Genomic DNA, 26,031 nt, shown 5'->3' on the forward strand with positions numbered 1-26,031 from the left:
TTATATATTCGCAAAATCAAAAAAAAGAATCAAAACTAAAATTCCTTCGAATATGTACTGGACATTAGAATTAGCTTCGAAATTAGAGGATGCACCTTGGCCTGCAAGCAAGGATGAGTTGATCGACTATGCAATGAGATCAGGAGCACCACTAGAAGTGATTGAAAACTTGCAGGATATTGAAGACGAAGGGGAGATATACGAAAGTATTGAAGATATTTGGCCGGATTATCCCAGCAAAGATGACTTTTTCTTCAATGAGGACGAGTATTAATTGATTTTCAAGCAAGTGAAAAAACAAATAGCAAGGCTTAAGCCTTGCTATTTGTTTTTGTGGAAAATATCTTCTACCTGCTTGGGGCGAATGGCATCATACCAATGAAACCCGGGCAATTCTTTCTCTTTATCCGGAACGTTGAGCAGAGGTATGAGCTGTCCGTCCGGAGTTTTTATAAACACAATCTTCGATACCTTACTGCTGTCCAGGTAAATTTCAATTGAGCTGCTTTGCGCTTTGTTAATTCCGATGATGCCTTCTCCGTCTCGGGCATAGTATATGGACTGTCCGTTTCCATCCACATTAATTTTATACAATTCATTGTCGCGGATATACCCCAGCATGTTACGACCTTTAATTTGGTTGTACCGGCCTGAATCTTCCATGGCAACAATAAAGGCATTTTGCTCCATGCGAACCAGGTCGGGGGCATTGCTTTGATTGACCATTTCAATGTAATCTGCGGTCATTTGATTGTTTTCAGACCATACAATGGGCTCATGAAACAGCTGGATGGTGGAATCCATCGACCAGTACACCATTGAGTCGCACTGTCCCTGCATGTCTTCCCGGAAAAATTTCACCTGATAATAGGCCATCACCAACTTCTGGTCAGGAATGGAGTCCGGGACGGAAAGCAGGGTGTCGGCGTGCAAAAACAAGGTGTCTTTTTCGGAGTAAAGCATAAAATGAGCCGAATCGGTGGCAAGCGATGTTTCCGTCTGGTCATTATAAACGACCCGATTTCCTTTGACAATCATTCGGTTTTTGAAGTCTTCAATCCGCGCATTGCCAATGGCGCGTCCATCGCCGGTCGTTTTATTGTAGAAGATGGAGTCGGCATTGATCTTTTGCTCCTCGCCGAGGATTTCCGGATTGTTGTACAGTTCCACATCGCCGGAATTGCTGTTGTAAAACCCGCGTTCGGCATACAGGTTGTTTTCATCATCTTTGATGTTGGTTGGGCCAACGATGGAGATGACCTGGGTTTTGGTGTCATAAATCAGTGTATCCGAGGTCAACGTATAGTTCTGTGACAACACTTCCACTTCGGTTTTAAAATAAGCCTTGTCCTCATTGGCGTAATATTCACCAATCTTGCTGTACAAGGTGCTTGCGCTGTCGACAACGGTTCCGTAGTCATCGTAATAGCCTACGTTTTTGGTCATGTCAAAATCCAGGGTATCGGTGGTCAGCGTAGTCGATTTATTGACCAGCCGAACATTTCCTGTGGCAACTGTCCATTTGAGATCTCCGTTGTAATTCAAAAAATCAGAGTATAAATGCAGGGTGTCGTCTTTCAGGATATGCACATGCCCAAAGGCATGTACCATGTTGGTATCGTTGTACATATAAGCGCTGTCGCACCATAGTCGAATGTTGTTGTGTCTGACAATAACATTGCCAATCAAGCGCCGAGCATTAGCTACAATTTTATCATTTGTTAGCAAATATTCTGCTTGTTCAATGTCTATGCGTTTCCTGGTTTGTGCCATTGAAACGACAGGTAATAATAACAGTAAGAATATGAGTTTACTGTACTTGGTTTTCAAATTCATTTAATTTTAAATTACAGCAATTCCTCTATAATTTGATCGACGGAAATGTTTTCGGCTTCGGCTTTGTAATTCTTGATTACCCGGTGACGCAAAATGGTTTTGGCAACCGCTTTGACATCTTCGATGTCGGGAGAATATTTCCCGGACAAAACGGCATGGGTCTTAGCTCCTAAAACCAGGTATTGCGAGGCTCTTGGCCCAGCACCCCATTTCAAGTATTTGTTGGTTACCGCCGTTGCCAGCTTGGTTTCGGGGCGTGTTTTGGCCGAAAGGGAAACCGCATATTTCAATACATGATCATTAATCGGAATTTTCAATATCAAATCCTGAAAATACTTAATCTCTTCCGCTGAAATAATCTCACTCAGTTCTGTTGTAAAATCAGAGGTTGTATTGCGAACAATCTCAAGTTCATCAGCATACTCCGGGTAGTCTAGCCAGACCGAGAACATGAAGCGGTCGAGCTGGGCTTCGGGCAGGGGATAGGTTCCTTCCTGCTCAATGGGATTCTGGGTGGCCAGCACAAAGAATGGCCTGTCCAGCTGAAAACGTTCGCCGGCTGCAGTTACTGCCCGTTCCTGCATGGCTTCGAGCAGTGCTGCTTGCGTTTTGGGCGGCGTTCGGTTGATCTCGTCAGCCAAAATAATGTTGGCAAACAGTGGTCCGCGGATGAACTTAAATTCCCGGTTTTTATCCAGAATTTCAGTTCCAATAATGTCGGAGGGCATGAGGTCGGGGGTAAACTGAATACGACTGTATTGCAGACCCAGCACTTCGGCAATGGTATTTACCAGAAGGGTTTTGGCTAGTCCCGGTACACCAATAAGCAAACAATGTCCGCGGCTGAAAAGCGAAATAAGTACTTGCTTGATGATTTCATCCTGCCCGTAAATTCGCTTTTTTATTTCTGCCTGAAGTACATCATATCTGCTTTTTAGGGCATCAACGGCTTCAACATCATTTTTGAAATTCATATCCGGTGGTCAGTTTATTTTATCCAGCCATTAAAATTGAAATTGCAATTGGCATAGGTTGGATCAATTCGGATATAGGTTTTGGCCTGTTGTTCCGAGATCCACTGATTCAGGGCTTCTTCTTGCTTTTCGCGAAGATAAATTTCCGTCAGCATCTGGTAATCCTCCTGCAGGTTTGCCCGATGTTGTTCCGTACGGTTCACCAATTTAACAATCTTATAAACGGTACGTTGTTTGTCGTCTATCGTTTTAAATGGCTCTGATATTTCGTTTACGTTCAGCTTGTCTAATATTTTACTTACATCGGGGGGAAGCTCTTGTTGTCTCCAGCGGGTTGACATGGTTTGTGGGTTGATCACCTTTCCGCCACTGTTTCTTGAGTTTTTGTCAAAAGAATAGCGCATGGCGGCATCGGAGAAGGAAATCTCTTCTTTCCGAATAAAGTTTGCCAAGCTGTCCAGTCGGTTGTGGGCCTCTTCCATGGCTTTGGCCGTTGCTTTGGGTTTCAGAATGATGTGGCGGGTGTTTACTTTCTCCCCTTGACGATCAATAAGTTGAATGATGTGGTAGCCAAATTCACTTTTCACCACATTGGAAACACGGTCGCCTTTGAGGTTGAAAGCAGCAGTGGCATAAGCCGGATCCAGTTCGGCACGGCCCATATAGCCCAATTCTCCTCCAGTCGAAGCAGAAGGTCCCTCAGAATAGGCTACGGCTAAAACGGCAAAGCTTTCTCCTTGTTCAACCCGTTTCTTGAATTCGCGCAGGCGGGCTTTAATGCGGTTTTCCTCTTCCAGTTCGATGGGAGGGAAAAGCGTAATTTGAGCAAATTCCATCATGGGTTCTACCATCGGAATCTCATCTTTCTTCATATTTCGGAAGTGGTAACGAACTTCGGAGGGGGTAACTTGCACTTTATCGATGATTTTGCTTTGCATCTGGCTGGTCAGTGACTGGTTGCGAATAACTTCTTCCAGATCGGCCTTGATTTGAGCAATAGGCTTTTTAAAATAATCTTCAACGGCTTTGTCCGAGCCCAGGTGCTGGCGGAAATACTGCATCCGTTGGTCGAGGTTCTGGTTAATCTGGCTGTCACTAACCAGGATGTTTGTGTCCAGTTCTGCTTCAGCCAATAAAAGCTTCTCAACCAGAAAGTCTTCCAGAATTTCACACTTCATATCGCCATCAGAGACGATTCCCTGAGCTTGTTGCTGGATATACATGTTTTCGATATCCGATTTCAGGATAATGTTGCTTCCGACAACAGCTACAATCTGATCAATTGTTTTATCTTGAGCCAGCGTTGCGGTTGTAAAGCAACTGAATAGCAAAATACCAGCTAATACTTTTTTAAACATATTGGTTTATTTTTTAATAGTATAAAGTTTGAACTTACTCGATTCCAGGCCTTCTTGATAGACATCAGTCTCTATTTTTTTGAGAAAATCAATTTTTCGCTGATTCAAAAGGATATTTTTGATGGATGACTTGACAAAGTCAACAGGTGCGTATTCTCCTTTAAACCTGAAATCGCGGATACAAATAAAATAATAATATTCTGTATCATCACTTTCAATAAACTTGTTTCTGCGTAAAAAACGTTCCAGGTTATCTATTTCAAGCGGAATTTGGGTTAAGATGCGGTTGGCATCAATCCATTTATCTCCAAACCGGTCGTAGCTTTTGGCGTAACGAATGCCATATTCGTCCAGTTCAAGCAGTTTTTGAGGATCATTATCCATCGACAGCTCTTTCAGTATTTCGGGGTTGGACAGCTCGATGGGGGTTTTTAAATACACCGCTTTAACGATGTCGTTTTTCAGGATGAACTCTTTTTTGTGCGACTCATAGTAGTTTTCAATCTCCTGATCGGTGATCAGGGTGTCCATTTTTTGTTCCATGAGTGCTTTCTTATACCGGTAAGTGATCAGCGAATTGCGGTAGTCTTCCAACTCGCGGCTCACATCTTTTTGCGAAGCACTCAGGTTTTCTTCTGCATTCAGAACCATTAGTTCTCGTTGCACCCATTTCTGAATAAAATCATCCATCCAGATGGTGCTGTCCTCCGGGCTGAGGCTGCCAGGCAAAACTTCTTCCACTTCTTCGAGGTAGAGGATTTTGGTTCCCACCTGAGCCAGCGGAACTTTCTCCTGTTCAACCTTACAGGCGCTAAATAGCAGTAGTATTAATCCAATGTATAATGGTGTATGCTTCATTGTTTCTCCAGGCTATTGAGTAATTTTTTGTTTATTTTTATTTTGTACTGTTTTCGGAGTTGTTTTAGCCAGTCTTGCTCCAGTTGTTGCTGATAGTCGGCAACATACAAGCCTTTGGCTTCTTGCAGCGTTTTGGCTTGCGGCGGCACTTTGTTTCCACGAACAAAATGCAGGCCATCCACAAAGTCGTAGGGCTTTGGTGCATTCCAAACAAAATAATCCACTAAAGGATCCTGGCCTTGTTCAAAATAGCCAAACTCCACTTCCACGCCTTCTTCATTGCGATGATTTTTTAGAAGATCCTGAAGTTCTGTTAACCGAATTTCGGGTTCTTGTTCAAAGACGGCCTCAATAAAATCCCTTGACTCCTGAGTGGGGCATTTGATGCGCCAACCATGAAAGCGGGTATCCCATTGGTACTTCGATTGATTTTTTTTGTAAAAAGCGACCAGTCCGGCTGAATCAGTAGCAGCTGCATGCCAGATTTTATCTTCTGAAATATTGAAAAGTAATATGCCATCGTGGTATTCCTGAATCAGGTTTCGAAATTCCGGATATTTTGTTTCCAGATGAGCGTTCTCATATTGCCGCAGGATTTTTGCTACAAAGTTGTTGTAAGTCTGCGGGATTGAAAGCGTTTTTTGATCTGAAGCAATTGGCTTGAGGTAAGTCAAAAATTCGTCCGAACTTACTTGCTGATTGGCAAAACGAAACAAAACCTGGTCAGGCTTCGATGGTCGGAACTGGCCCAGCTTGTTGCTGGCAAGCGCTTTTTGCAGCTCGCTGGTCAGCGCTGCAACTGCTGCATCATCTTGCCGGAACTGATATTCTTTCTTCAAGTTTTGAATAAAACGTTCGGCATTGTGCTGGCTGATTTCAGGATTGGTTCGAATCTTCTCTTTCAGAAAATCCTCCAGTTCATCGAATGATGGAACTGGTCGGTGCTCCAGACGTTTGATGATATGCCATCCGTAAGGTGTACGAATGACGGGCGAAAGCTCATCATCATGCTTCAAGGCAAAAGCGGCTTCTGCAAATTGAGGTGGCATACCCGAAGAGGAGAACCAGGACAGTATGCCTCCCTTGTTGGCCGATTGACGGTCGTCGGAGTGAAGCTCGGCTAAACGGGCAAAATCGGCCCCGTTTTGTAGTTCTTTGAGCAAACTGTCCAATTGTTGTTTCGCAAGCTGAATGGCCTCTTCGCTAGCTTGTTCGTCCAGCTTTTTCATGATGTGTGCTACTTTGAGCTGACCACGGGCAGGACGCTTTTGGTTGACTTGGATGAGGTGGTAGCCAAACTTGGTTCGAATCGGAAAGGAAACTTCACCAACTGCCGTTTTGTAGGCAGCATCTTCAAAAGGGTAGACCATTTGAAAGGCACTGAAGTATCCCAGGTTGCCTTTGTTTTGCCTGACCGAAGGGTCTTCGGAGTATTTCTCGGCAAGTGTTTCAAAAGCTGCACCGTTGTTTATTTGTTTGCGAAGTTCGAGCAAATGATTGTAAATTCTTGCGGTGTCCTGTGGGCTTGCATCGTTTTTTACCAGCAACAGTATATGACTGACATTGATTTCGGTTTGCATGCGCTCGTAAGCCGTTTTTACCATTTCGTCGGTATATTGAACAGCTGTCAGGTAGGGCTTGGCCAGTTCGTCCCGGTATGTGTTTAGTTCGTTTACAAAAGTAGGGAGTGTATCGTAACCCAGGCGTTGGGCTTCCAAAACTTTCAGCTTGAAATTGATAAATAATTCCATGTATTCGCGGGGCGATTTCATCTCTGCACCATCAAGCATAAGCTGGGTATTTTTATGGTATAACCGAACAAACTCTTCTTGGGTTATGGCGTGATCATCAATGGTAACAATGATTTCGGAATCGCCTTGACCCAAACAAAAGGTTGTGGTTAATACGGTAAAAAACAAGAGCAGGAAATGAGGCATACAAGGATTATCAATAAAAATTTCAACTTAAAATTGTGCCGGGACTATTCAACGGCTACTGTAATTGGGAGCTTCCCGGGTTACAGAAACATCATGCGGATGACTTTCCTGAATGCCGGATGCCGTTATTTTGGTGAACTTGGCATGCATTAACTCCTCAATGTTTCTGGCACCACAGTAGCCCATTCCTGCTTTCAATCCGCCAATCAGCTGGTAAAGGACTTCGTAAAGCGTGCCTTTGTAAGGAACCCGGGCAGTGATACCCTCCGGAACCAGTTTTTTGATGTCATCTTCCACATCCTGAAAGTATCGGTCTTTCGAACCGGCTTGCATGGCTTCCACAGAACCCATGCCGCGGTAGGACTTGAACTTTCGACCCTGGAAAATGATGGTTTCACCGGGTGATTCTTCAACTCCGGCAAATAGGGAACCAGCCATGATGGAATTGGCTCCGGCAGCAATGGCTTTAACAATGTCGCCGGAATAACGGATACCTCCGTCAGCAATGACCGGAACATCACTATCTTTTAGGCTTTTGGCAACATCATAAATGGCCGATAGTTGTGGGATTCCGACTCCGGCTACCACGCGGGTGGTGCATATTGATCCGGGACCAATACCCACTTTTACGGCATCAGCTCCGGCAAGTACCATGTCGGCGGCAGCTTCAGCAGTGGCAATGTTTCCGGCAATAAAATCAATTTCCGGGTATTTGGCTTTGGCCTTTCGCAAGGTTTCCAAAACGCCTTTGGAATGCCCGTGTGCGGTGTCAATAACAATGGCGTCTGCCTGGGTTTTTACCAACTCATCAATTCGGTCCATTGAGTCGCTGGTGACACCAACGCCAGCAGCAACGCGTAGCCGCCCTTTATGATCTTTGCAAGCCAACGGTTTGTCTTTGGCCTTGGTAATGTCTTTATAGGTAACCAAACCAATCAATTTTTTATGCTGATCGACTACCGGTAGTTTTTCAATTTTATATTTCTGAAGAATCTCGGCTGCTTTGTCCAGATCGGTTGATTCGGCTGTGTAAACCAAATTCTCCGAAGTCATGACTTCAGCAATCGGACGATCCATGTTTTGCTCAAAGCGAAGGTCGCGGTTGGTAACAATGCCAACCAGCAGGTTATTGGAGTCAACCACCGGAATCCCTCCGATTTTGTAGGTTTTCATGATCTCCAGTGCATGGCGTACAAGCTTATGTCGCTCAATCGTAATGGGGTTGTAAATCATGCCATTTTCAGCTCGTTTTACAGTCATTACTTGCTGGGCTTGTTCCTCAATACTCATATTTTTATGCAAAACCCCGATACCGCCTTCGCGGGCAATGGCAATAGCCAAGGTGGCTTCGGTAACCGTGTCCATGGCTGCCGTAACGATAGGGGTGTTTAGCTTGATGGAGCGCGAAAAGGAAGAACTCAAATCAACATCGCGAGGCAATACATCAGAATATGAAGGGATTAGTAGTACATCATCAAATGTCAATCCTTCGCTGATTATTTTATCGGCATAAAACGACATGGTTGCGATTTTTGGGTTTGATACAATAGGCCAAAACTACAAAAAATAACCGGATTAAGCTTGGATACGGGCATTGCAAGACTCCATTAAAAAAATTAAATTTCATTAAAATTTGTTAAGTTGAATCTGTTTTTATAATCATTGCAAAAAATTAGTTCGCTTGAGTGATTTTAAATCCATATTAACCCGTTACTGGGGCTATTCAGATTTTCGTCCGTTGCAGGAAGAAATTATTCAGTCAGTTGATAAGGGAAATGACACCTTGGGATTGATGCCTACCGGTGGTGGGAAATCAATTACCTTTCAGGTGTATTCCTTGGCAAAACCCGGAATTTGTTTGGTCATTACCCCGCTGATTTCCTTGATGAAAGATCAGGTGGAGAACCTGAGTAAAAAGGGCATTAAAGCGTTGGCGATTCATTCTGGCTTAAGTCAGCAGGAAATCAAAATTGCCTTTGACAAAGCCAGCTGGGGAGATTACAAATTCTTGTATCTGTCTCCGGAGCGAATCAACACCGAGCGCTTCAAGGAGCATCTGACCAATATGGATATCAACCTGATTACGGTTGATGAAGCGCACTGTATTTCGCAATGGGGCTTCGATTTTCGGCCTTCGTATCGAAAAATAACTGAGCTTCGGAAACTATTGCCGGATGTGCCGGTTTTGGCCCTTACGGCCACTGCTACCCGTGAGGTTGAAAAAGATATTCAGAAACAGCTGGCGTTTAAAAAGGAGCACATTCTGCGTAAAAGCTTTTTCCGCGAAAACCTGATTTATATTGTTCGCGAACGGGAAGATAAACTGAATTATTTGCTGCAATCGGTTAAACGAGCGAAAGGAACGGGGATTGTGTATGTACGCAGCCGGAGGCTGACCAAAGAGATCAGTGAATTTTTGCGACGCAATCAGATTTCGGCTGACTATTACCATGCCGGCCTCAGCAGCTTAAACCGGGAGCGCAAGCAAGACGACTGGAAATCGGAGAAAACAAGGGTGATTGTAGCCACTAACGCCTTTGGAATGGGGATCGATAAAGCCAACGTTCGGTTTGTGATTCATTATGGTCCTGCGGATTCGCCGGAAGCTTATTTCCAGGAGGCTGGCCGCGCCGGAAGGGATGGAAAGAAAGCTTATGCGGTACTGATTTATGGCCAATCGGATATTCTGGCCTTAAAAAAGAATGTGGAAAAATCCTTTCCCGAAATTCAGGTCATCAAGAATGTGTACCAGGCACTTTGCAATACCTTTCAAATGGCGGTTGGCTATGGAAAAAATCAGACTAAGGACTTTAACCTGGGCAATTTTGCCTCGAAATACAAGATGCAGATTCAGGCTATTTACAGTAGCATTAAAATTTTACAGCGTGAAGGGTACCTGGAGCTGACGGAAGAAAGCGATAACCCGTCGCGCGTGACGTTTGTGGTTGGGCGCGACGAACTGTATAAGTTTCAGGTGGCCAATTCGAGTTTCGATGGCTTTACCAAATTATTGCTGCGTTCTTATTCCGGCCTTTTTTCTGATTATGTACCGATTAATGAAGAGGTGCTGGCTAAGCGTGCCGGCCTTAGTCTGGAGGTGGTTTATCGTTTTTTGAATCACCTGAACGCCCATAAAATCATTCATTACATTCCGCGGAAAAACACGCCTTACATTTATTTTCCGAAGGAGCGAATTGATATCAGCCGTCTAAAGATTTCGAAAGAACATTATGCCGACCGCAAAAGCGATTATCAGAAGCGGATTGATGCGATGATTCACTATTCAACCCAAAAACTAAAGTGCCGAAGCCAGGTTTTGCTTCACTATTTTGGTGAAGATGAGTCGGTTCGTTGTGGGAAATGTGATGTGTGTCTGGAGCGGAATGAGTTGAGCCTGAGTAAGCTCGAGTTTGATCAGCTGGCTGAAGATATTAAAAAGAGTTTAGCGGAAGCATCTACTTTTGAAGAACTGATCATGAAATTGAAAGGCAAGGAAGACCTGAAAATAAAGGTTATCCGCTGGCTGATGGACAATGGTAAGATTGTGCGGCGCATTGATAATAAGCTGGAATGGAAAAGGAATCCGGAGACTAACGGTTCAAAAACCGAATGAAACGGAAAATCTTATTATTTTTGCAGGATTAATTGCACAATATGACCGAGGAAAATTTAAATCCAATTGTTTATTCTAAGAATGTTATTGAGTTTGTTACGGTAGCCAACGAATACTGTAACTTTCTGGAAACAGCCAATACGCAAAACACACTTTCTTTTTTGAATCGGGCACAGAAAATTTTGCCTTTACTGTACCTGAAAACATCGGTTTTGCCAGATGTGGAGAGTTTTGAAGAAATGGGACTGGAAAAGTTTGTTAGTGAGGTTGATTATAACTTTCTGCAGCAAAAGGTGATGAATCTTTTGGGAGAATACGATGATTTTCAGGAAGTATTTGATGCAGATATGCAATTCAGCGATGCCCCGTTGAGTTCCAGTATTTCAGAGTGTTTAACTGACATTTATCAGGATTTGAAGGACTTTTTGATGTCTTACCGGACTGGTGATGAACTGGTGATGCAGGAAGCCTTATGGGTTTGTATCGATAATTTTAAAAACTACTGGGGGCAACGTCTGGTAAATTCCTTACGAGCTGTTCATGCACTCATTTATGGCGATGTTGATTTGGAAGACCAGGTAAATATAGCCGCGGAGAATGACCCTCGTGAGGAGGAAGAGGGTGCAGGCAACAAGCCGGAATGGCTGAACCAATTATTCAAGAATCAGGGAGATTAAGTATGTTTATAGAAAGTATTACGAAAGAAGCACTGGCCGAATTACCATTACATGCCTTTGATGGAAAAATTGTTTTGGTGGATAGTCAAGAACAGTTAGAAAAGGCCATCGCTTATTTGCGTGACCAGGATGTTTTAGGGTTTGACACGGAAACCAAACCTTCGTTTAAGCGAGGACAGGTCCACCAAGTAGCGCTACTGCAGTTGTCAACCTCCGATAAAGCCTTTATCTTCCGAATCAATAAAATTGGCTTACCCAATGCGCTGAAAGACATTTTAGCCGATGAACAAATCGCCAAAGTGGGCGTGGCTATCCGCGACGATATCAAGGCACTTCAAAAAATTAACCGATTTACGCCTCAGGGCTTTATCGAACTGCAGGATGAAGTAAAAGGCTATGGGATACAAGATTTTAGCCTGAAAAAAATTACGGGCATTGTTTTAGGATTTCGCATTTCCAAATCGCAGCGTCTGTCTAATTGGGAAGCCGATGAATTAACTGAAGCGCAACTGAGCTATGCGGCCACTGATGCCTGGGTTGCTTGCGAAATTTTTAACTCCTTAATTGCAGCACAGTCATGAGTCTACCCATAATTACCCTGAAAGCCGGAAAAGAACAATCGCTAAACCGGTTTCATCCCTGGATTTTTTCGGGAGCCGTCAACTACATTAGTCGGGAGTTGGAAGAAGGAGAGTTGGTTCGCGTGGTTTCCAGCAAAGACGAATTTTTAGCCATTGGCCATTTTCAGATTGGTTCAATTGCGGTGCGTGTGCTGTCTTTTGAAGATACCGTGATTGATCGTAATTTCTGGAAAAAGAAACTTGCTGTAGCTCTTGAACTGCGTCGCAGCCTGGGCTTTCATGAATCTCAAACCAATGTGTTTCGCCTTATTCATGGCGAAGGCGATGGCCTGCCCGGACTGATTGTTGACTTTTACAACGGAACGGCAGTTTATCAGGCGCATTCGGTGGGTATGTATCTTGTTCGGCATGAGCTGGCCGAATTATTTAAAGAACTTATGGGCGACCAGTTGGTTGCCGTTTACGATAAGAGTGACAAAACACTTCCGTTCAAAGCCAATATTCAACCTGAAAACGGCTACTTGCTGGGCCAGTCGGAGCCTTGCATTGTTCAGGAGTACGGACTTTCTTACCGGGTTGATTGGGTGGAAGGGCAAAAGACAGGCTTTTTCATCGATCAGCGGGAAAACCGGAAGCTTGTGGAACAGTTTTCGAAAGGCCGCGATGTGTTGAACATGTTTTGCTACAGCGGAGGTTTCTCCTTTTTTGCCATGCAGGGAGGAGCCCAAAAGGTGCACTCTGTGGATGCATCGGCTAAAGCCATTGAGCTCACCCGGCAAAATGTGGCGCTGAATTTTAAAGACGATCAACGCCACGAGGCTTATGTGGCTGATGCCTTTGATTTTATGCGAGATATGAAAGATCGTTACGATTTGGTAATTCTTGATCCACCGGCTTTTGCTAAGCACCGGGGTGCGCTACGTCAGGCGCTTCAGGCTTACAAACGATTGAATGCTAAAGCATTTGAGCAAATTCGTCCGGGCGGTATCTTATTCACATTCAGCTGTTCGCAGGTGGTTAGCAAAGATCAATTCCGGGAAGCAGTATTTTCCGGAGCAGCCATTTCGGGGCGTAAGGTGCGCATTTTGCATCAGCTTCATCAGCCGGCTGATCATCCCATCAATATTTATCACCCTGAAGGAGAATATTTAAAAGGCTTGGTTTTATACGTTGATTAGATGGACGATAGTTTTTTTCGTTTTTCATAATTTATTGTGCAAAAAACCATTGAAAAAATTTGCAGATTCGAAACAATACTTATTTTTGTATAGAGTATGGTTGCGAATCGGTATTTTTTCAGATTAAAAATCAACCTTTTCCCGGAAAATGAATCACATTCATCCCCAACTGACAACGTTATTTTATGTATTTAGGGTAGGGGGTGAATTTGCTTGGTTTCTGTGATAAATTATTCGGATAATTGAATTTTACGGTCCGCATGTTTTTCCCCGCCAGTTATGTTTTTATTTATTTCAAATTTTTTATTCTTAAACTATGAACATTTACGTAGGTAACCTGGACTACAATCTTAGAGAAGACGAACTGGGTGAAATTTTTGCTGAATACGGAGAAGTTGTCTCTGTGAAAATTGTTAAGGACCGTGAAACTGGAAGAGCCAAAGGTTTTGGCTTTGTTGAAATGGCTGTTGAATCCGAAGGAGACAAAGCCGTTGAAGAATTGGATGGAGCTGAAGTAAACGGAAGAAATATAAAAGTTAACAAAGCCCGGCCCAGACCGGAAAGACCTCCAAGAAGAGATCGCTATTAATGCTGACTTTTATAGACTGCTAAAAATATTGGTTCGTCCGGATTTCCGGACGAACCTTTTTGTTTTAAAAAGAAGCTTCGAGTAAGGCGCAAACCTGTTCCAAAAAGTCCTGGTCTTCTTGTGTGAATGGGGCAGGAGAGTGACTGTCAATATCCAATTCGGCAATAAATTCGCCGTTACGAAGGATGGGAACCACTATTTCTGACTGTACATCCAAGCTGCAGGCAATGTAGTTCGCTTCCTGGCTTACATCCTGAACAATGATGGTCTCTTTCTTTTCTGCTACCTGTCCGCAAACGCCTTTGCCAATGGCAATTTGAGTATGATCGGTAGGTTTGCCTGCATACTCGCCCAGTTCGAGAAGGCCGTCTTTTAGCAGGTAAAAACCCACCCAGTCGTAATGATAGACTTTCTCTTTCAATAGCTGGCAAACCCTTAGGTGCAGGTCTGCCGAATTGGTGGCAACCTGCTGTTTTATTTCTTCTAAAATGGCACTAAAATCTGGTCTCATTTTCTCGTTATTAAAATAATAATGCACGTTGTTTAACTGCCTTTACGGCCTTTTAATTATTTGATAACCATTTGGTTTTCGTGGGTAATTTTCTCGCAATACTTACACTTAAGCGCAACAGGTTCCTTCGAAATAACCGAAAATGAAGTGGTTATGGGCTCCGAGTTGGTGATGCACTTCGGGTTGAAACACTTAACAATTCCAACGATGCGATCGGGTATCGTAACTTCTTTTTTCTCAATTACTTCGTAGTCGCGAATAATGTTTAGTTTCGCATGCGGAGCAATCAGCGCAATTTTGTTGATTTCATCATTCTCAAAAAATTGATTGGAAACCTTGATGATGGCTTTCTTACCCAGCTTGTCGCTTTCGAGGTTGGCGCCAAAGGTAATCATGTTTGGTGTTTGATCCAGTTCCAGGATTGAAATTACATCAAACAGGTTTTCAGAAGGAATATGATCGATTACGGTGCCTTCACTGATGGCGCTGACTTTCAGTTTTAATTTTTTCTTATGCTCTTTCATGACAATTACTTTAAGTTTAAAGCATGAGCAATGATGGCCTCGCGGGCATAAACACCGTTGCGTGCTTGCTGAAAATAGTAGGCTTTTTCATTTTGGTCTACGTCGGTAGCAATTTCGTTAACACGAGGCAGTGGGTGCAGAATACGCATGTTGGGTTTCGTGTTTTTGAGCATGCTGTTTTTAAGGATGTAGACATTCTTGACTTTTTCGTATTCCATGGGGTCTGAAAAACGTTCTTTTTGCACGCGGGTCATGTAAACGATGTCAGCCTCTGAGATGATATCGGTAAACTCCAGGTGCTCGAAGTAGCGAATCCCTTTTTCGCGCAGGTAAATTTTGTATTCCTCTGGCATCAGCAGCTCTTCGGGAGCGATGAAGTTGAAGATGGGGTTGTCGAATTGAGACAGGGCCATCAGCAGTGAATGTACGGTACGTCCGTAGCGAAGATCGCCTACCATGAACAGATTCAGGTTGTCAAACGTCTGCTGGGTTTTCAAAATAGAGTACATATCCAGCAGGGTTTGGGTGGGGTGCTGGTTGGCTCCGTCGCCGGCATTGATAACCGGAACTGAGGAAACTTCGGCGGCATACCGGGCACTTCCCTCCATGGGATGGCGCATCACAATCAGATCAGCATATTGTGAGACCATACGTATGGTGTCGTGCAGCGTTTCTCCTTTGGTCACACTGGACGAACCGGCATCAGAGAACCCGATAATTCGACCGCCCATACGGTTGATGGCGGTTTCGAAACTCAACCGGGTACGGGTTGATGGCTCAAAAAAGAGCGAGGCTACAACTTTGCCATCCAATAATTTCTGATTGGGATTTGCTTCAAAATCTGCAGCCAGATCCATTATTCTCAGGTAGTCTTCCTTCGAATAATCCATGATGGAAATTAAATCTTTTTTATTCATTCGATCTGTGTCATTAAGTGATTTCAAAAAAAAACCAACAGGATTAAAAAATCACTGTTGGTTTTTACTATCCGGAAAATATACCGGTAACAAATAAATTTGCTGAGTTGAAAAATGTCTATCCAAGACCTTGATGAAACGTCTAAATTTGGGAAAAAAATATGTCAGGTGATCCTGCTCACCTTTTGGGAATTCATATTGAACGTTTAAACGCTTCATCAAAATCCAAAATTAAATAAATTGTGCATGTAACAATTGCCTTTTTGGTGTGTTTTATTAGCGATTTATCAACAAAATCGGGATTAATCAACAAGTGTTACGTTTACACCGTGAATTTTCCGGAATTTTTCCATGATACGCTCAGCTTCACTTTGCCGGACTGATGTTGTAATCTGGCAACGTAGTTCAAACCTGGTTTCTTTCTGCTCCAGCTCTTCTTCCTTAAAAATACGCATGACCGGATTCATGTTGGGATAGTCAAAATCAAGCGTGAAATAGGTTTCCACCAGCTTTTCAATGATTGTGGTTTGGTCCAGCACATCAGCGGCTGCGGCTTTGTATGCATTAATCAGCCCTCCAACTCCCAGCAAGGTTCCTCCAAAGTATCGAACCACTACGACCAAGACATTGGTAAGTTCCAGACGCTTGATCTGGCCCAGAATCGGCTTGCCTGCTGTTGATGACGGCTCTCCGTCGTCGTTGGCCCTGAAGCGTTTTTTTGCAGCTCCCAAGCGCCAGGCATAACAATGGTGACGCGCCGAGTGATGGGCTTTCTTTAGATCCTGAATGTGCTCTTTGATTTCATCCTCGGTTTCAACCGGAAAAGCGTAGGCAATGAATTTGCTGCCTTTGTCTTTAAACAGGCCTTCTGCTGCTTCGGCTATGGTTCGGAAAGAATCGGTCATTTTTAAAGTTATAAAAAAGGCAGATCAAATTGATCTGCCAGCACTGATTACAGTTACATTTTTAATTTCTTTTCTATCTCGTCTACAAAGAACTTGAAATTCTTGTCCGTTTCTTTGAGGTTGTTTACTGTCTTGCAAGCGTGCAACACCGTAGCATGGTCTTTCTTCCCAATTTGGGAACCGATGGATGCCAAGGATGATTTGGTCAGGCTTTTGGAGAAGTACATTGCCAACTGCCGTGCCTGAACAATTTCTCTTTTCCGGGTGCGTGCCTGAAGCGTGTCAACCGGCATGTTGAAATAGTCGCATACTACTTTTGAAATGTAATCGATGGATAATTCGCGTTTCGAGCTTTTTACCAATTTGTTGACCATTTCGCTGGCCAGTTCAATGGTTACTTCTTTGCGGTTCAGGGTTGACTGAGCCAGCAGCGAAACCAAAGCTCCTTCCAGTTCACGAACATTGTTCCCAACATGCGAAGCAACATATTCCAATACTTCTTCTTTGATTTCAATGCCGTCTTTGTAGGTCTTGCGTTTCAGAATTTCCATTCTGGTTTCAAAGTCTGGCATCTGAAGATCAGCTGTTAAACCCCACTTGAAACGAGAAAGTAAGCGTTGTTCCATGCCTTTCAGTTCAATAGGTGGTTTATCCGAAGTCAGAATCAATTGTTTTCCGCTTTGGTGAAGGTGGTTGAAAATGTGGAAGAAAGTCTCCTGCGTTTTTTCTTTTCCAGCAAATTCATGCACATCATCCAGAATCAGCACATCAATCATTTGATAGAAGTGCAAAAAGTCGTTGCGGTTATTATTACGGATGGCTTCCGTGTATTGTGTTTGAAATTTGTTCGCGTTGACATACAAGACAATTTTCTCAGGAAAACGTTCCTTAACTTCAATACCGATGGCGTGGGCCAGGTGCGTTTTTCCAAGTCCAGAGTTTCCGTAAATCATTAACGGGTTGAAAGCTGTTCCTCCCGGATTTTGTGATACCGCATAGCCAGCACTTCTGGCCAGACGGTTACATTCGCCTTCAACAAAATTTTCAAAGGTGTTGTCAGGCTTTAATTGAGGGTCAACCTGAAGTTTTTGAATACCAGGAATAATAAACGGGTTCCTGATAGAGGCTTTTCCCTCCGTTTTTAATGGTACGTTTAATGGTTTATTTTGGATTTTGCTATTGTTTGTTGTTGGGTATTTTACCGTGTACGGTTGCGTGTTTGTTTGGTTGTTCCCCATAACAACAACATATTCGAGCTTGGCATCGTTTCCTACTTCTTTTCGCAAGGTTTTACGCAACAGATCAATGTACTGCTCTTCCAAATATTCGTAAAAGAATGGACTTGGTACCTGAATGGTCAATACCTGATCGTTAATTTTTACCGGTACTATTGGCTCAAACCATGTTTTAAAACTAATTGTAGGAACATTATCTTTTATAACTGAAAGACAACGATTCCATACAGCAAGATGATTGTTACTCATTTTGAACAGCAGGATTTAAATATAATTCGACAAATTTTTTCCCTAGTTGAATTCCCGACAACAAATCTTGTGAAAAAATAAGTATTAAAAAAATCAATTTTGACTTGACTTTTATGAAACCAATATAACCTATGTCGTAGTCAGGTAGTTAAAAAAAATACTTTTTTCATGCTTTATAACAGTCACGCTATCAATCATTTATCCTTGATGGGTTTTGGAACCATTGTATTCTGAGGGGGTTGCGATTTTTAAAAATTTTGGAAAAAATTAAGATGCTAATTTCCTAATTTCTTCAAAGCCTTTTCCAGCCTTACTTTTCGTCCATTTTTGAATGCAACAATACTTGCATCTGGGAAAACAGTTTTGGCTTTAGTGTGCATTTTCATAATATCATCGATGTCAGATGTACTTCCCGTCAGGTAACTGTATACGCCGGATATTTCCACCTCTTCTACTTGCTCAAATTGCTCAAAAATCGAATTTTCCAACGACATCCGTTTAGGGCTCGATATTAAATGAACTTTCAGGGTGTAGTCGGCATTTTTGTTTTGAGCTCTTTCAGGAGAAACATAAACGTTTTTGCCTAGGTCGAAAGCTGAGAAGTGGACGTAGCGTTTCGGATTGTTCCGAAGGTCTTTGAGCAGGTTGTCCAGGCTTTGGCTCATGTCGGCCAGGTTACTGTATAGTTCTTCGTCATTAATCAATTTTCCAGCTGTTCCTTTGCCGGTATCCAGCTTTTCGAGGATACTGTTCATGCCTTGAGCCGAGGCATGGAGTTCGCCGATGAGCTTGGCCAGATCGGCTGCAGCCAGGCTGTCGCTGATGGAGGAAAAGTTACTGACAATATTGGTGAAGTCATCGCTGTTGTCATTTAGGCTGGCCGACAGTTCATTCATATTTCGAATAATGCCTTGGAGGTTCGATTTTTCCGAAACCAGTAATTCGCTTACTTCATTGGATGCTGTTTCAAGGTTGAGAATGGTTTGATTAATACGTGTAAAACTTTCGGCCAGGTTTTGCCGGGCTTCAGCATTAAATACGTAAGTAATTACGGTAATTGCCGAATCGAGTGATCCCAGCAATTGTTCGGCCTTATTTTTTAGAGGCAGCACCTGCATGCTTACTTGTTCTTTCAAATCTTCCTCAATACTTCCGGGAATGGTGTCTCCCGGCTGGTAATAGGCATTGGATGGAACAATTTGCAGCTTAATTGATTTGGTCCCCATTATGTCAGAGGAAACGATTCGTGCGGCTGATCCCCGGGGAATGAGAAAATCACCTTCCAATGAAAAGGCTACGACAAGACTTCCATCATTTCTGGCTGAAAAATCAATGGACTTGACTTGCCCCACCTGGTAGCCATTCATCATTACGGCACTGGATTCCAGTAGCCCGTCAACTCGTTCATACACGACATGGTAGGTGGTGTTTTGTTTGAAAAAGTCAATTCCCTTGAGGTAGTTCATCCCCCAAATGAAGATGGCAAAACTAAATACGATTAAAAGACCTAACTTGGTGTACTTGGTGAGTTTCATAAATGATTTCTGCTTATTTTTACAATATTAGTGAGCATTCCGGTAGTTTACAAACATTGCGTTGTGAACTACGGTTTTATTTTCCGCAAGGCTTTTTTTATAGGGATGGTTTTATCCTTTTCAAAAGCAACAATAAAGGCATCCGGAAATAAGTGTTTAATTTGATTTCTTAGTGTTTTTATTTCCTCCAGCGTTTGGGTATTGCCGTAAAAATATTTGTACACCGGGCTCATTTGTTTGCGCTCAACTTGCTTTAACCCTTTAAAATTAGATGGTTTGGTGTCAATGGCTTTGCTGGTTGCGGCAAGCTGAATGCAAAAATAAATGTTCTGGTCGCTACTCACTGGAAGTTCTTTTTTCACTGGCTCAGCAGCAGATGTTTTGCTGGGCGTATTGGCGGCCACAAGTTTATAGTCGCTTTTGCTGTCAACCACCTTTTTATAATCTTTAACAGCGCGGTATACTGCTGAAGCCAGGTAGGCCTGTCCGTCATCCGTATTCATGTAATTGGCTTCACGCGGATTGCTTAAGAAACCAGCTTCAACCAACACACTGGGCATACTGGTTTGGCGCAAGACCAAAAAACCGGCTTGTTTGACACCTCGGTCTCTACGTCCTGCCCGCTCTCTGAACTGATCCTGGATGGAAGCTGCCAGGTTGATACTCTGATAAAGGTGTTCATCCTGTACCATTTCGAACATGATGTATGATTCCGACGAATTTGGATCAAAGCCCTGGTAAGTTGTTGAGTAATCTTCTTCCATCAGAATAACGGCATTTTCTTTTTTGGCCACGTCCAGGTTTTCCTCACTGCGGTGAAGTCCCAGCACAAAGGTTTCGGTTCCGGCAATGGAAGGGGTGCCGCAATAGTTTGCATGCAGAGAGATAAAAAGATCTGCTTTATGCTTGTTGGCAATGGCAGCACGCTGGTGCAAGGGAACAAACACATCCTTGTCGCGCGTATAGATAACTTTTACGTCCGGAAGATTCTTTTGAATGTAATTTCCCAATTTCAAGCCAATGTTCAAGACAATATCTTTTTCTTTAATCTGTTTTGTTACTGCGCCTGGATCTCGTCCTCCGTGTCCGGGATCGATGATCACGGTGAAGGGTTTGTCCGGCAGGTTGCCGCTTTTCACGATTGGCGGGAACCATAAGATTAGAAAGACAATAACAACTGTTAATTTTGGGCTGATGTCCATATTGATGATTATAGAATGAAACAAAAATAGAAATATTAAAATTATTTTGCATTCGTTGGCCCGTTTGTCTGGGTTGAATTTATATTTTTGCAGACCAACGTGACCGCAATGGCAAACATTTTACCTGATTTGATAAGAATTCGATTTACATATATGCTGCTTTTGTTGGGGCTTTCTGCCTTTGCGCAGGAATTGCCGGACACAACACAAGTACTCAAGCCGCTAAGAGAGTTGCCAGTCGACTCATTGGTTGTAGCTGGCGAAGCTGTTCCTGATACAACCAGTCAGGCTGATTCCGCCAGTTCAACAGTTTTGGAAGCACCTATTACTTATAATGCCACCGACTCCATTGTAATCTCTTTGGATGGTAAAAAAGTGTATCTCTATAAAGATGCCGTAGTTACTTACCAAACCATTGAGTTGAAAGCCGATTACATTGAGCTGGATCTTCAAACCAAAGAAGTTTATGCTGAAGGGGTGCCGGACTCTGCGGATGTGATGCAGGGCGAGCCGGTGTTTAAAGATGGGCAGGAGGAGTTTGAAAGTGAAACTTTGCGTTACAATTTTGAAACGCAGAAGGGGATTATTACTGAGGTGAAAACGCAGCAGGGCGAGGGCTATGTGCATAGTGAACGAACCAAAAAGATTGATGCCAACGCTTTCATTCTAAAAAAAGGAAAGTACACTACCTGCGATGCGGATCATCCGCACTTCTACTTAAGAATGACCAAAGCCAAGGTGATTTCAAACAAGAAAATTATTACCGGTCCGGCTTATTTGGTACTGGAAGATTTTCCAATTTATTTTCCGATGATTCCGTTTGGCTTTTTCCCCAACTCGCCAACTTATTCGTCAGGTATTATAATACCAACCTATGGTGAAGAACAAAACCGGGGTTTTTTCCTGCGTGAAGGAGGATATTACTGGGCCGCAAGTCAGTATTTTGATTTGACCGTAAAAGGGGATATTTATTCGAAAGGATCGTGGGGAAGTAATTTGCACACCAACTATAAAAAGCGGTATAAGTTTTCAGGAAGCTTTGATTTTAGGTACAATGTGAACCGGTACAGCGACCCGGGCTTGCCTGATTTTAGCCGGTCGCCTGGTTTCTCACTGCAATGGTCGCATTCGCAGGACAGCAAAGCCAATCCGTTTCAAACCTTTTCAGCGAATGTGAACTTGTCGACAACCAGCTACGACAAGCAAAACTCGTATAACGTACAAAATTACCTGCAGACCACTAAATCATCGAGTATTTCCTACTCCAAAAAATGGGAAAACTCGCCGTTTAATATGTCATCCAGCTTCAGGCATTCGCAAAACTCACGGGATTCAACCATCTCGTTAAGTTTTCCGGAGCTTACTTTTTCCATGTCTAAAATTTATCCATTTAAGCAAAAAGGACGGGTTGGTCCGGCAAAGTGGTACGAGAAAATTGGCTTTAGCTATACCGGTAACATTAAAAACTCGATAACGGCCCGCGAAGATGAAATTTTAAACAAGTCGCTGATAACCGACTGGAGCAATGGTTGGAAACACTCGATTCCGATTTCTTTGCCCAACTTCAACTTGTTTAAATACATCAATGTGAGTCCAAGTATCAGTTATTCGGAACGTTGGTATACCAATTACCTCGAGAAGAACTATGCTTTTGACCATGTTGCTCAGGAAGGAACACTTTGGGTGGACACCATTTACCACTTCAAGCGGAATTACAACTATTCTTTTGCGTTGAGTTCGCAAACCAATATTTACGGAATGTATCAGATTAAAAACCCGAATTCGCGGGTTAAAGCCATCCGTCATAAAATTTCGCCTTCCATCAGCTTGAGTTACAACCCGGACTTTACTGATCCGAAATACGGATTCTGGGACAGCTATATTGATGAAAATGGGAATGTAATCAGCTATAACCGGTTTGCGAATGGAATTTTTGGTTCAGCAAGCTCCAAAGAAAGTGGTTCCATCAACTTTGGGTTGACCAATAACCTGGAAGCCAAAGTTGCCGCTAAAAATGACACTACCGCAACGGAAGAGAAATTTCAGAAAGTAAAGATTATCGATAACCTTGGCTTTAGCGGTTCTTACAACCTGATTGCTGACTCGCTGAATTTGAGTAATATCCGAATTAATGGCCGAACAACAATTAAGGGCGTTAACCTTAATTTTGGCGGAACACTTGATCCGTATGCTACCGACACGAAAGGAAATAAGATTAACAAATATATGTGGAATGAAGCCTCCGGCTTGGCTAAGCTGGGGCGTTTAACCAATGCCAACTTATCTTTCGGGATGTCTTTCAAGTCGAAAAAGGAAGATGAGAAGAAAGAAGGTGAGGAGTCGACGGTGGAGGAAGTGGTTTACCCGGATGGCCGTGTGGAGTATTACGATTTTAGCATGCCTTGGGATTTTCGCTTTGATTATAGTTTAAGCTATTCGAAAAGAAGTCCTTATCATGATGCGCAAATCAACCAAAGTTTGAACTTTAGTGGAAGGTTGAATTTGACCCGCGAATGGAACATGCAGTTGACGACCAACTTCGATGTTCAGGCTGGTGAGTTTTCATTTACCACTTTCAACATCAACCGGAAACTGCACTGTTGGAATATGAGCTTTAACTTTGTTCCTTTCGGACAACGTAAGAGTTACAGCTTTACTATCAACGCCTCTTCTTCGATGTTGAAGGACCTGAAAGTAAACAAACAACGAAGCTGGTTCGACAATAACTAATCAGAGGTCGTTTATAAATTGTAAAAAAGAAAGCCCGCAGTACGATTCGTACTGCGGGCTTTCTTTTTTGTTGCTGGTCGCTTAGGCGACACTAGTTAAAGAGTTTGACTCCGAAAAATAGGGTTTGTGGTTTAGCCGGACCGTACACATAGTTGCTGTCGCGGTATTTTCCTTTGTCAAAATCGTCCTGGTATTGATTAAATACATTGTTGATTCCGCCAAAAAGCTGTAGGTTCGAATCGAGGTGAGGCAGCTTGAAATCATAGGACAACTTGATGTTGGTTTCCCAAAAGGTGTCGGATTTAAATAAAACATCTGCCTCAGGTGTTCCTGCATCGCCTGCCAGTCCGTAGTGAGGAATCAGCATGGAGCCGGTGTAAATGCCTGAGAGGGTGGCTTTAAACGGACTCTCGGGAGTGTAGGCAAGTGTAAAGTAGCCGTATGAGTCGGGGGTGCGAAGGTAATCTTTGGTTCCTGCAATGTCGGCCGACCAAGCCACTTCATCGTCGTATTGACTCTTTTGTAAGGTTAATCCGGCTTCCAGTTGCAGTTTCTGGTTGAAATTGGCCCGTGCTTCAAATGTTCCACCAAATACCTGCGAGTTTCCGCCATTTCGTTTCTCCAGAATTGAATTTCCTTCCGGAGTATTGTCCATTTCTTCTAAAATGAAAGCATCTTTCAGTTGGGTGTAAAATCCTTCGATGGTAAACCCATAAATATGCGATTCCGTAGCGCGGTCCCAATTCAGCGAAGTGCTGATGCTTTGAGAGCGCTCTTCATCCAGCTGATCTGCCAGCTGAACTTGTTGAATGCCACCACCCGAAAAAGCGATGTGCATGTCGGTGTCGAAGGCCTGTGGTGCCCGAAAACCTGTTGACCAGGAGATTCGGTACTGGGTTTCCTGGTTAAACTTGTACAGCGCGGATACGCGTGGATTAAGAATGATTTTGTCCACATAGTTATGCTGATCGGCACGAACACCCGTGAGCAGGTTTAGTTTTGAAGTGACAGACCAATCACTTTGCAGGTAGAAACCCAGGTTTTTGGAGGTCTGATCAAGCAGGTAGTCGTAGGTTTCAATTTCATCATTCACCTGATCGTAGTTGTATTCCAATCCGGTAGTGATGATGTTGGGGCCACCGAAAAAGTCAAACAACGTATGGTTGACTTGCACACCTCCAATAAACGTGTTGTTGTCGGTATTTCCATAGGGAGGAAGCGCATTGTGAGCGATGATTTCTTCATCAGTGTCCGGGCGAATGCCGGTGTAGTGCTTGCGTTCGGTGTATTGACCGGCTAAAAAAGCCGAAAGCGAAGTTCGGTTGTTATCGAAATCCAACGAGTAATCCAGACCACCCATCAGAATATCATGGGTCCGTTCTTCCGACTGATCGGCCAGGTAAGCCGGCTCATCGTTCTTGTTTCCGCCACGGCGATATTCATGCAGACTGGCAAAATTCATCTCCAGTTTCTGATTTTGGTTTAATCGAAAATACGAGTTAAATCCGAATGAATTGTGTTGAAGGGCGGGCATTTCCGAGAAGCCATCATCGTTGTGATCGTAGGCTTGGCGGTCTCTTCGCGATACAAATATGGTTGCACCGGCATTGCGCTGGGTCGTGAGCAGGGTCACGTTTCCATTGATGTGATTGTCGTTGGCATCTCCGTTGATGACAGCATTGTTCATGGACAGACTATAGGCATTGCGCGACGGAAATTTCGTGATGACATTAACTGTTCCGCCAATAGCACTTGAGCCATACAAGGCAGAAGCACCGCCACGAACCACTTCAATTCGGTCAACCATTTCCGTTGGAATTTGCTCCAGCCCGTAAAGCCCGGTCAGCGGACTGAAAATTGGGCGGCTGTTGATCAGGATTTGGGAATAAGCGCCTCCCAGTCCATTCATCCGCAATTGCGAATAATTACAGGTTTGGCAGTCTGTTTCCATACGTAAGCCGGGTTGAAAGCTGAGCCCTTCTGAGATGGTGTTGGCTTGTACGTAATCGAATATTTTAGAGTCCAGCACATTGACAATAACTGCCGACTCGGTTTGGCGTTTAAACGTTTTGGTGCCGGTAACAACGACCTCATCAACAGCCAGACTTTTCTTTTCCAGCAGAAAGTTGAGTTCGATGCTTTGACCTTGAACCAGATCCACCGACTTTTCAACCGGCTTATAACCGATCATCTTGGCAATGATGGTATGCTTTCCAACCGGGAGGTTAACCAGCATAAAGTGCCCGGTTTCATCGGTAACGGTTCCATAGTTGGTGCCTTTAATGTAAACATTGACAAACGGGATGTGCTCTCCTTCAGCCTTCACATCGGTAGTGTTCATTAAACTGTGTCAATTATATTTTGCTATTAGAGTTTTAGTTTGCATCGTTCTCCAAATTTGATAATCAGTTCTTGTTTTACTTGCCCCCAGTAAGGAGGTTTGCTGACCCAGTTTTTTGTTATTTGTTGTTGAGCCAGATAAAGTATCTTCATTAAGGCCATATCACTAGGGAATGCGCCTTTGCGCTTAGTAACCCGTCGTATTTGTTTGTTGAATCCTTCAATGGTATTGGTGGTGTACATGATGCGTCTCAAGTGCTTGGAATAATCGAAAAAGCGGGT

Annotated in this window: 22 protein-coding genes; 7 read left to right on the top strand and 15 right to left on the bottom strand. The window is 43.4% G+C overall.

The features are described 5' to 3' along the window. Positions 1-52: 52 nt before the first annotated feature. On the top strand, positions 53-274 hold the full coding sequence (locus Q1A18_RS06480) for a DUF2795 domain-containing protein (protein WP_299578114.1): 222 nt from the start codon (positions 53-55) through the stop codon (positions 272-274). A 47-nt stretch (positions 275-321) separates the two neighbouring features. On the opposite strand, the gene Q1A18_RS06485 is transcribed toward Q1A18_RS06480, so the two are convergent. The 6 genes from Q1A18_RS06485 to guaB form a co-directional block, all read right to left on the bottom strand. Then, a complete protein-coding gene (locus tag Q1A18_RS06485; RefSeq protein ID WP_299578115.1) occupies positions 322-1,773 on the bottom strand; it encodes an OstA-like protein in 1,452 nt (483 codons plus the stop codon). Positions 1,774-1,847: 74 nt separating this feature from the next. Then, on the bottom strand, positions 1,848-2,810 hold the full coding sequence (locus tag Q1A18_RS06490) for an AAA family ATPase (protein ID WP_299578116.1): 963 nt from the start codon (positions 2,808-2,810) through the stop codon (positions 1,848-1,850). A gap of 14 nt (positions 2,811-2,824) precedes the next feature. Further along, positions 2,825-4,168, bottom strand: coding sequence for a peptidylprolyl isomerase (locus Q1A18_RS06495; protein WP_299578117.1), 1,344 nt, complete (start codon positions 4,166-4,168; stop codon positions 2,825-2,827). A gap of 6 nt (positions 4,169-4,174) precedes the next feature. After that, a complete protein-coding gene (locus tag Q1A18_RS06500; RefSeq protein ID WP_299578118.1) occupies positions 4,175-5,026 on the bottom strand; it encodes a hypothetical protein in 852 nt (283 codons plus the stop codon). Further along, positions 5,023-6,963: a peptidylprolyl isomerase gene (locus Q1A18_RS06505; RefSeq protein WP_299578119.1), complete on the bottom strand. Its 1,941-nt coding sequence runs from the start codon at positions 6,961-6,963 to the stop codon at positions 5,023-5,025. Before Q1A18_RS06505 ends, Q1A18_RS06500 begins: the two co-directional genes overlap by 4 nt. Before the next feature lie 48 nt (positions 6,964-7,011). Continuing rightward, on the bottom strand, positions 7,012-8,484 hold the full coding sequence (gene guaB, locus Q1A18_RS06510; protein WP_299578120.1) for an IMP dehydrogenase: 1,473 nt from the start codon (positions 8,482-8,484) through the stop codon (positions 7,012-7,014). Positions 8,485-8,644: 160 nt separating this feature from the next. Here guaB and Q1A18_RS06515 point away from each other — a divergent pair, with 160 nt between their 5' ends. From Q1A18_RS06515 to Q1A18_RS06535, 5 genes are all read left to right on the top strand, one after another. Further along, positions 8,645-10,576 carry an ATP-dependent DNA helicase RecQ gene (locus Q1A18_RS06515; protein ID WP_299578121.1) on the top strand — a complete coding sequence of 644 codons (1,932 nt, stop codon included), beginning with the start codon at positions 8,645-8,647 and terminating at the stop codon, positions 10,574-10,576. A gap of 41 nt (positions 10,577-10,617) precedes the next feature. Further along, positions 10,618-11,253: a DUF5063 domain-containing protein gene (locus tag Q1A18_RS06520; protein WP_299578122.1), complete on the top strand. Its 636-nt coding sequence runs from the start codon at positions 10,618-10,620 to the stop codon at positions 11,251-11,253. Between the two features lie 2 nt (positions 11,254-11,255). Continuing rightward, positions 11,256-11,834, top strand: a complete 579-nt coding sequence (locus tag Q1A18_RS06525; RefSeq protein WP_299578123.1) for a 3'-5' exonuclease — start codon at positions 11,256-11,258, stop codon at positions 11,832-11,834. Next, the gene (locus tag Q1A18_RS06530; protein WP_299578124.1) at positions 11,831-13,012 is read left to right on the top strand and encodes a class I SAM-dependent rRNA methyltransferase; all 1,182 of its coding nucleotides are present in this window, start codon (positions 11,831-11,833) and stop codon (positions 13,010-13,012) included. The genes Q1A18_RS06525 and Q1A18_RS06530 overlap by 4 nt, the downstream gene beginning before the upstream one ends. A gap of 316 nt (positions 13,013-13,328) precedes the next feature. Beyond that, positions 13,329-13,601, top strand: a complete 273-nt coding sequence (locus Q1A18_RS06535; RefSeq protein WP_299578125.1) for an RNA-binding protein — start codon at positions 13,329-13,331, stop codon at positions 13,599-13,601. Between the two features lie 64 nt (positions 13,602-13,665). On the opposite strand, the gene Q1A18_RS06540 is transcribed toward Q1A18_RS06535, so the two are convergent. From Q1A18_RS06540 to Q1A18_RS06570, 7 genes are all read right to left on the bottom strand, one after another. Further along, positions 13,666-14,112: a GAF domain-containing protein gene (locus tag Q1A18_RS06540; protein WP_299578126.1), complete on the bottom strand. Its 447-nt coding sequence runs from the start codon at positions 14,110-14,112 to the stop codon at positions 13,666-13,668. Positions 14,113-14,168: 56 nt separating this feature from the next. Then, the gene (gene pyrI / locus Q1A18_RS06545; RefSeq protein WP_299578127.1) at positions 14,169-14,636 is read right to left on the bottom strand and encodes an aspartate carbamoyltransferase regulatory subunit; all 468 of its coding nucleotides are present in this window, start codon (positions 14,634-14,636) and stop codon (positions 14,169-14,171) included. 5 nt (positions 14,637-14,641) lie between these two features. Continuing rightward, positions 14,642-15,553, bottom strand: a complete 912-nt coding sequence (pyrB, locus tag Q1A18_RS06550; protein WP_299578128.1) for an aspartate carbamoyltransferase — start codon at positions 15,551-15,553, stop codon at positions 14,642-14,644. A gap of 302 nt (positions 15,554-15,855) precedes the next feature. Further along, a complete protein-coding gene (locus Q1A18_RS06555; protein ID WP_299578129.1) occupies positions 15,856-16,458 on the bottom strand; it encodes a YigZ family protein in 603 nt (200 codons plus the stop codon). Between the two features lie 53 nt (positions 16,459-16,511). After that, positions 16,512-17,942, bottom strand: a complete 1,431-nt coding sequence (gene dnaA, locus Q1A18_RS06560; protein WP_299578130.1) for a chromosomal replication initiator protein DnaA — start codon at positions 17,940-17,942, stop codon at positions 16,512-16,514. Between the two features lie 275 nt (positions 17,943-18,217). Beyond that, the gene (locus Q1A18_RS06565; RefSeq protein ID WP_299578131.1) at positions 18,218-19,477 is read right to left on the bottom strand and encodes an MlaD family protein; all 1,260 of its coding nucleotides are present in this window, start codon (positions 19,475-19,477) and stop codon (positions 18,218-18,220) included. Positions 19,478-19,545: 68 nt separating this feature from the next. Next, positions 19,546-20,703: an N-acetylmuramoyl-L-alanine amidase gene (locus Q1A18_RS06570; RefSeq protein WP_299578132.1), complete on the bottom strand. Its 1,158-nt coding sequence runs from the start codon at positions 20,701-20,703 to the stop codon at positions 19,546-19,548. Positions 20,704-20,787: 84 nt separating this feature from the next. Between Q1A18_RS06570 and Q1A18_RS06575 the strand changes: the two genes are divergently transcribed. Next, complete coding sequence (locus Q1A18_RS06575) at positions 20,788-23,409, top strand: putative LPS assembly protein LptD (protein ID WP_299578133.1); 2,622 nt, start codon at positions 20,788-20,790, stop codon at positions 23,407-23,409. Positions 23,410-23,500: 91 nt separating this feature from the next. On the opposite strand, the gene Q1A18_RS06580 is transcribed toward Q1A18_RS06575, so the two are convergent. Beyond that, positions 23,501-25,750: a TonB-dependent receptor gene (locus Q1A18_RS06580; protein WP_299578134.1), complete on the bottom strand. Its 2,250-nt coding sequence runs from the start codon at positions 25,748-25,750 to the stop codon at positions 23,501-23,503. Between the two features lie 26 nt (positions 25,751-25,776). After that, on the bottom strand, positions 25,777-26,031 hold a 255-nt coding region (locus Q1A18_RS06585), incomplete at its 5' end, for a transposase (RefSeq protein WP_299578135.1).

This window comes from uncultured Sunxiuqinia sp., from assembly GCF_947495665.1.
Classification (GTDB): domain Bacteria; phylum Bacteroidota; class Bacteroidia; order Bacteroidales; family Prolixibacteraceae; genus Sunxiuqinia; species Sunxiuqinia rutila.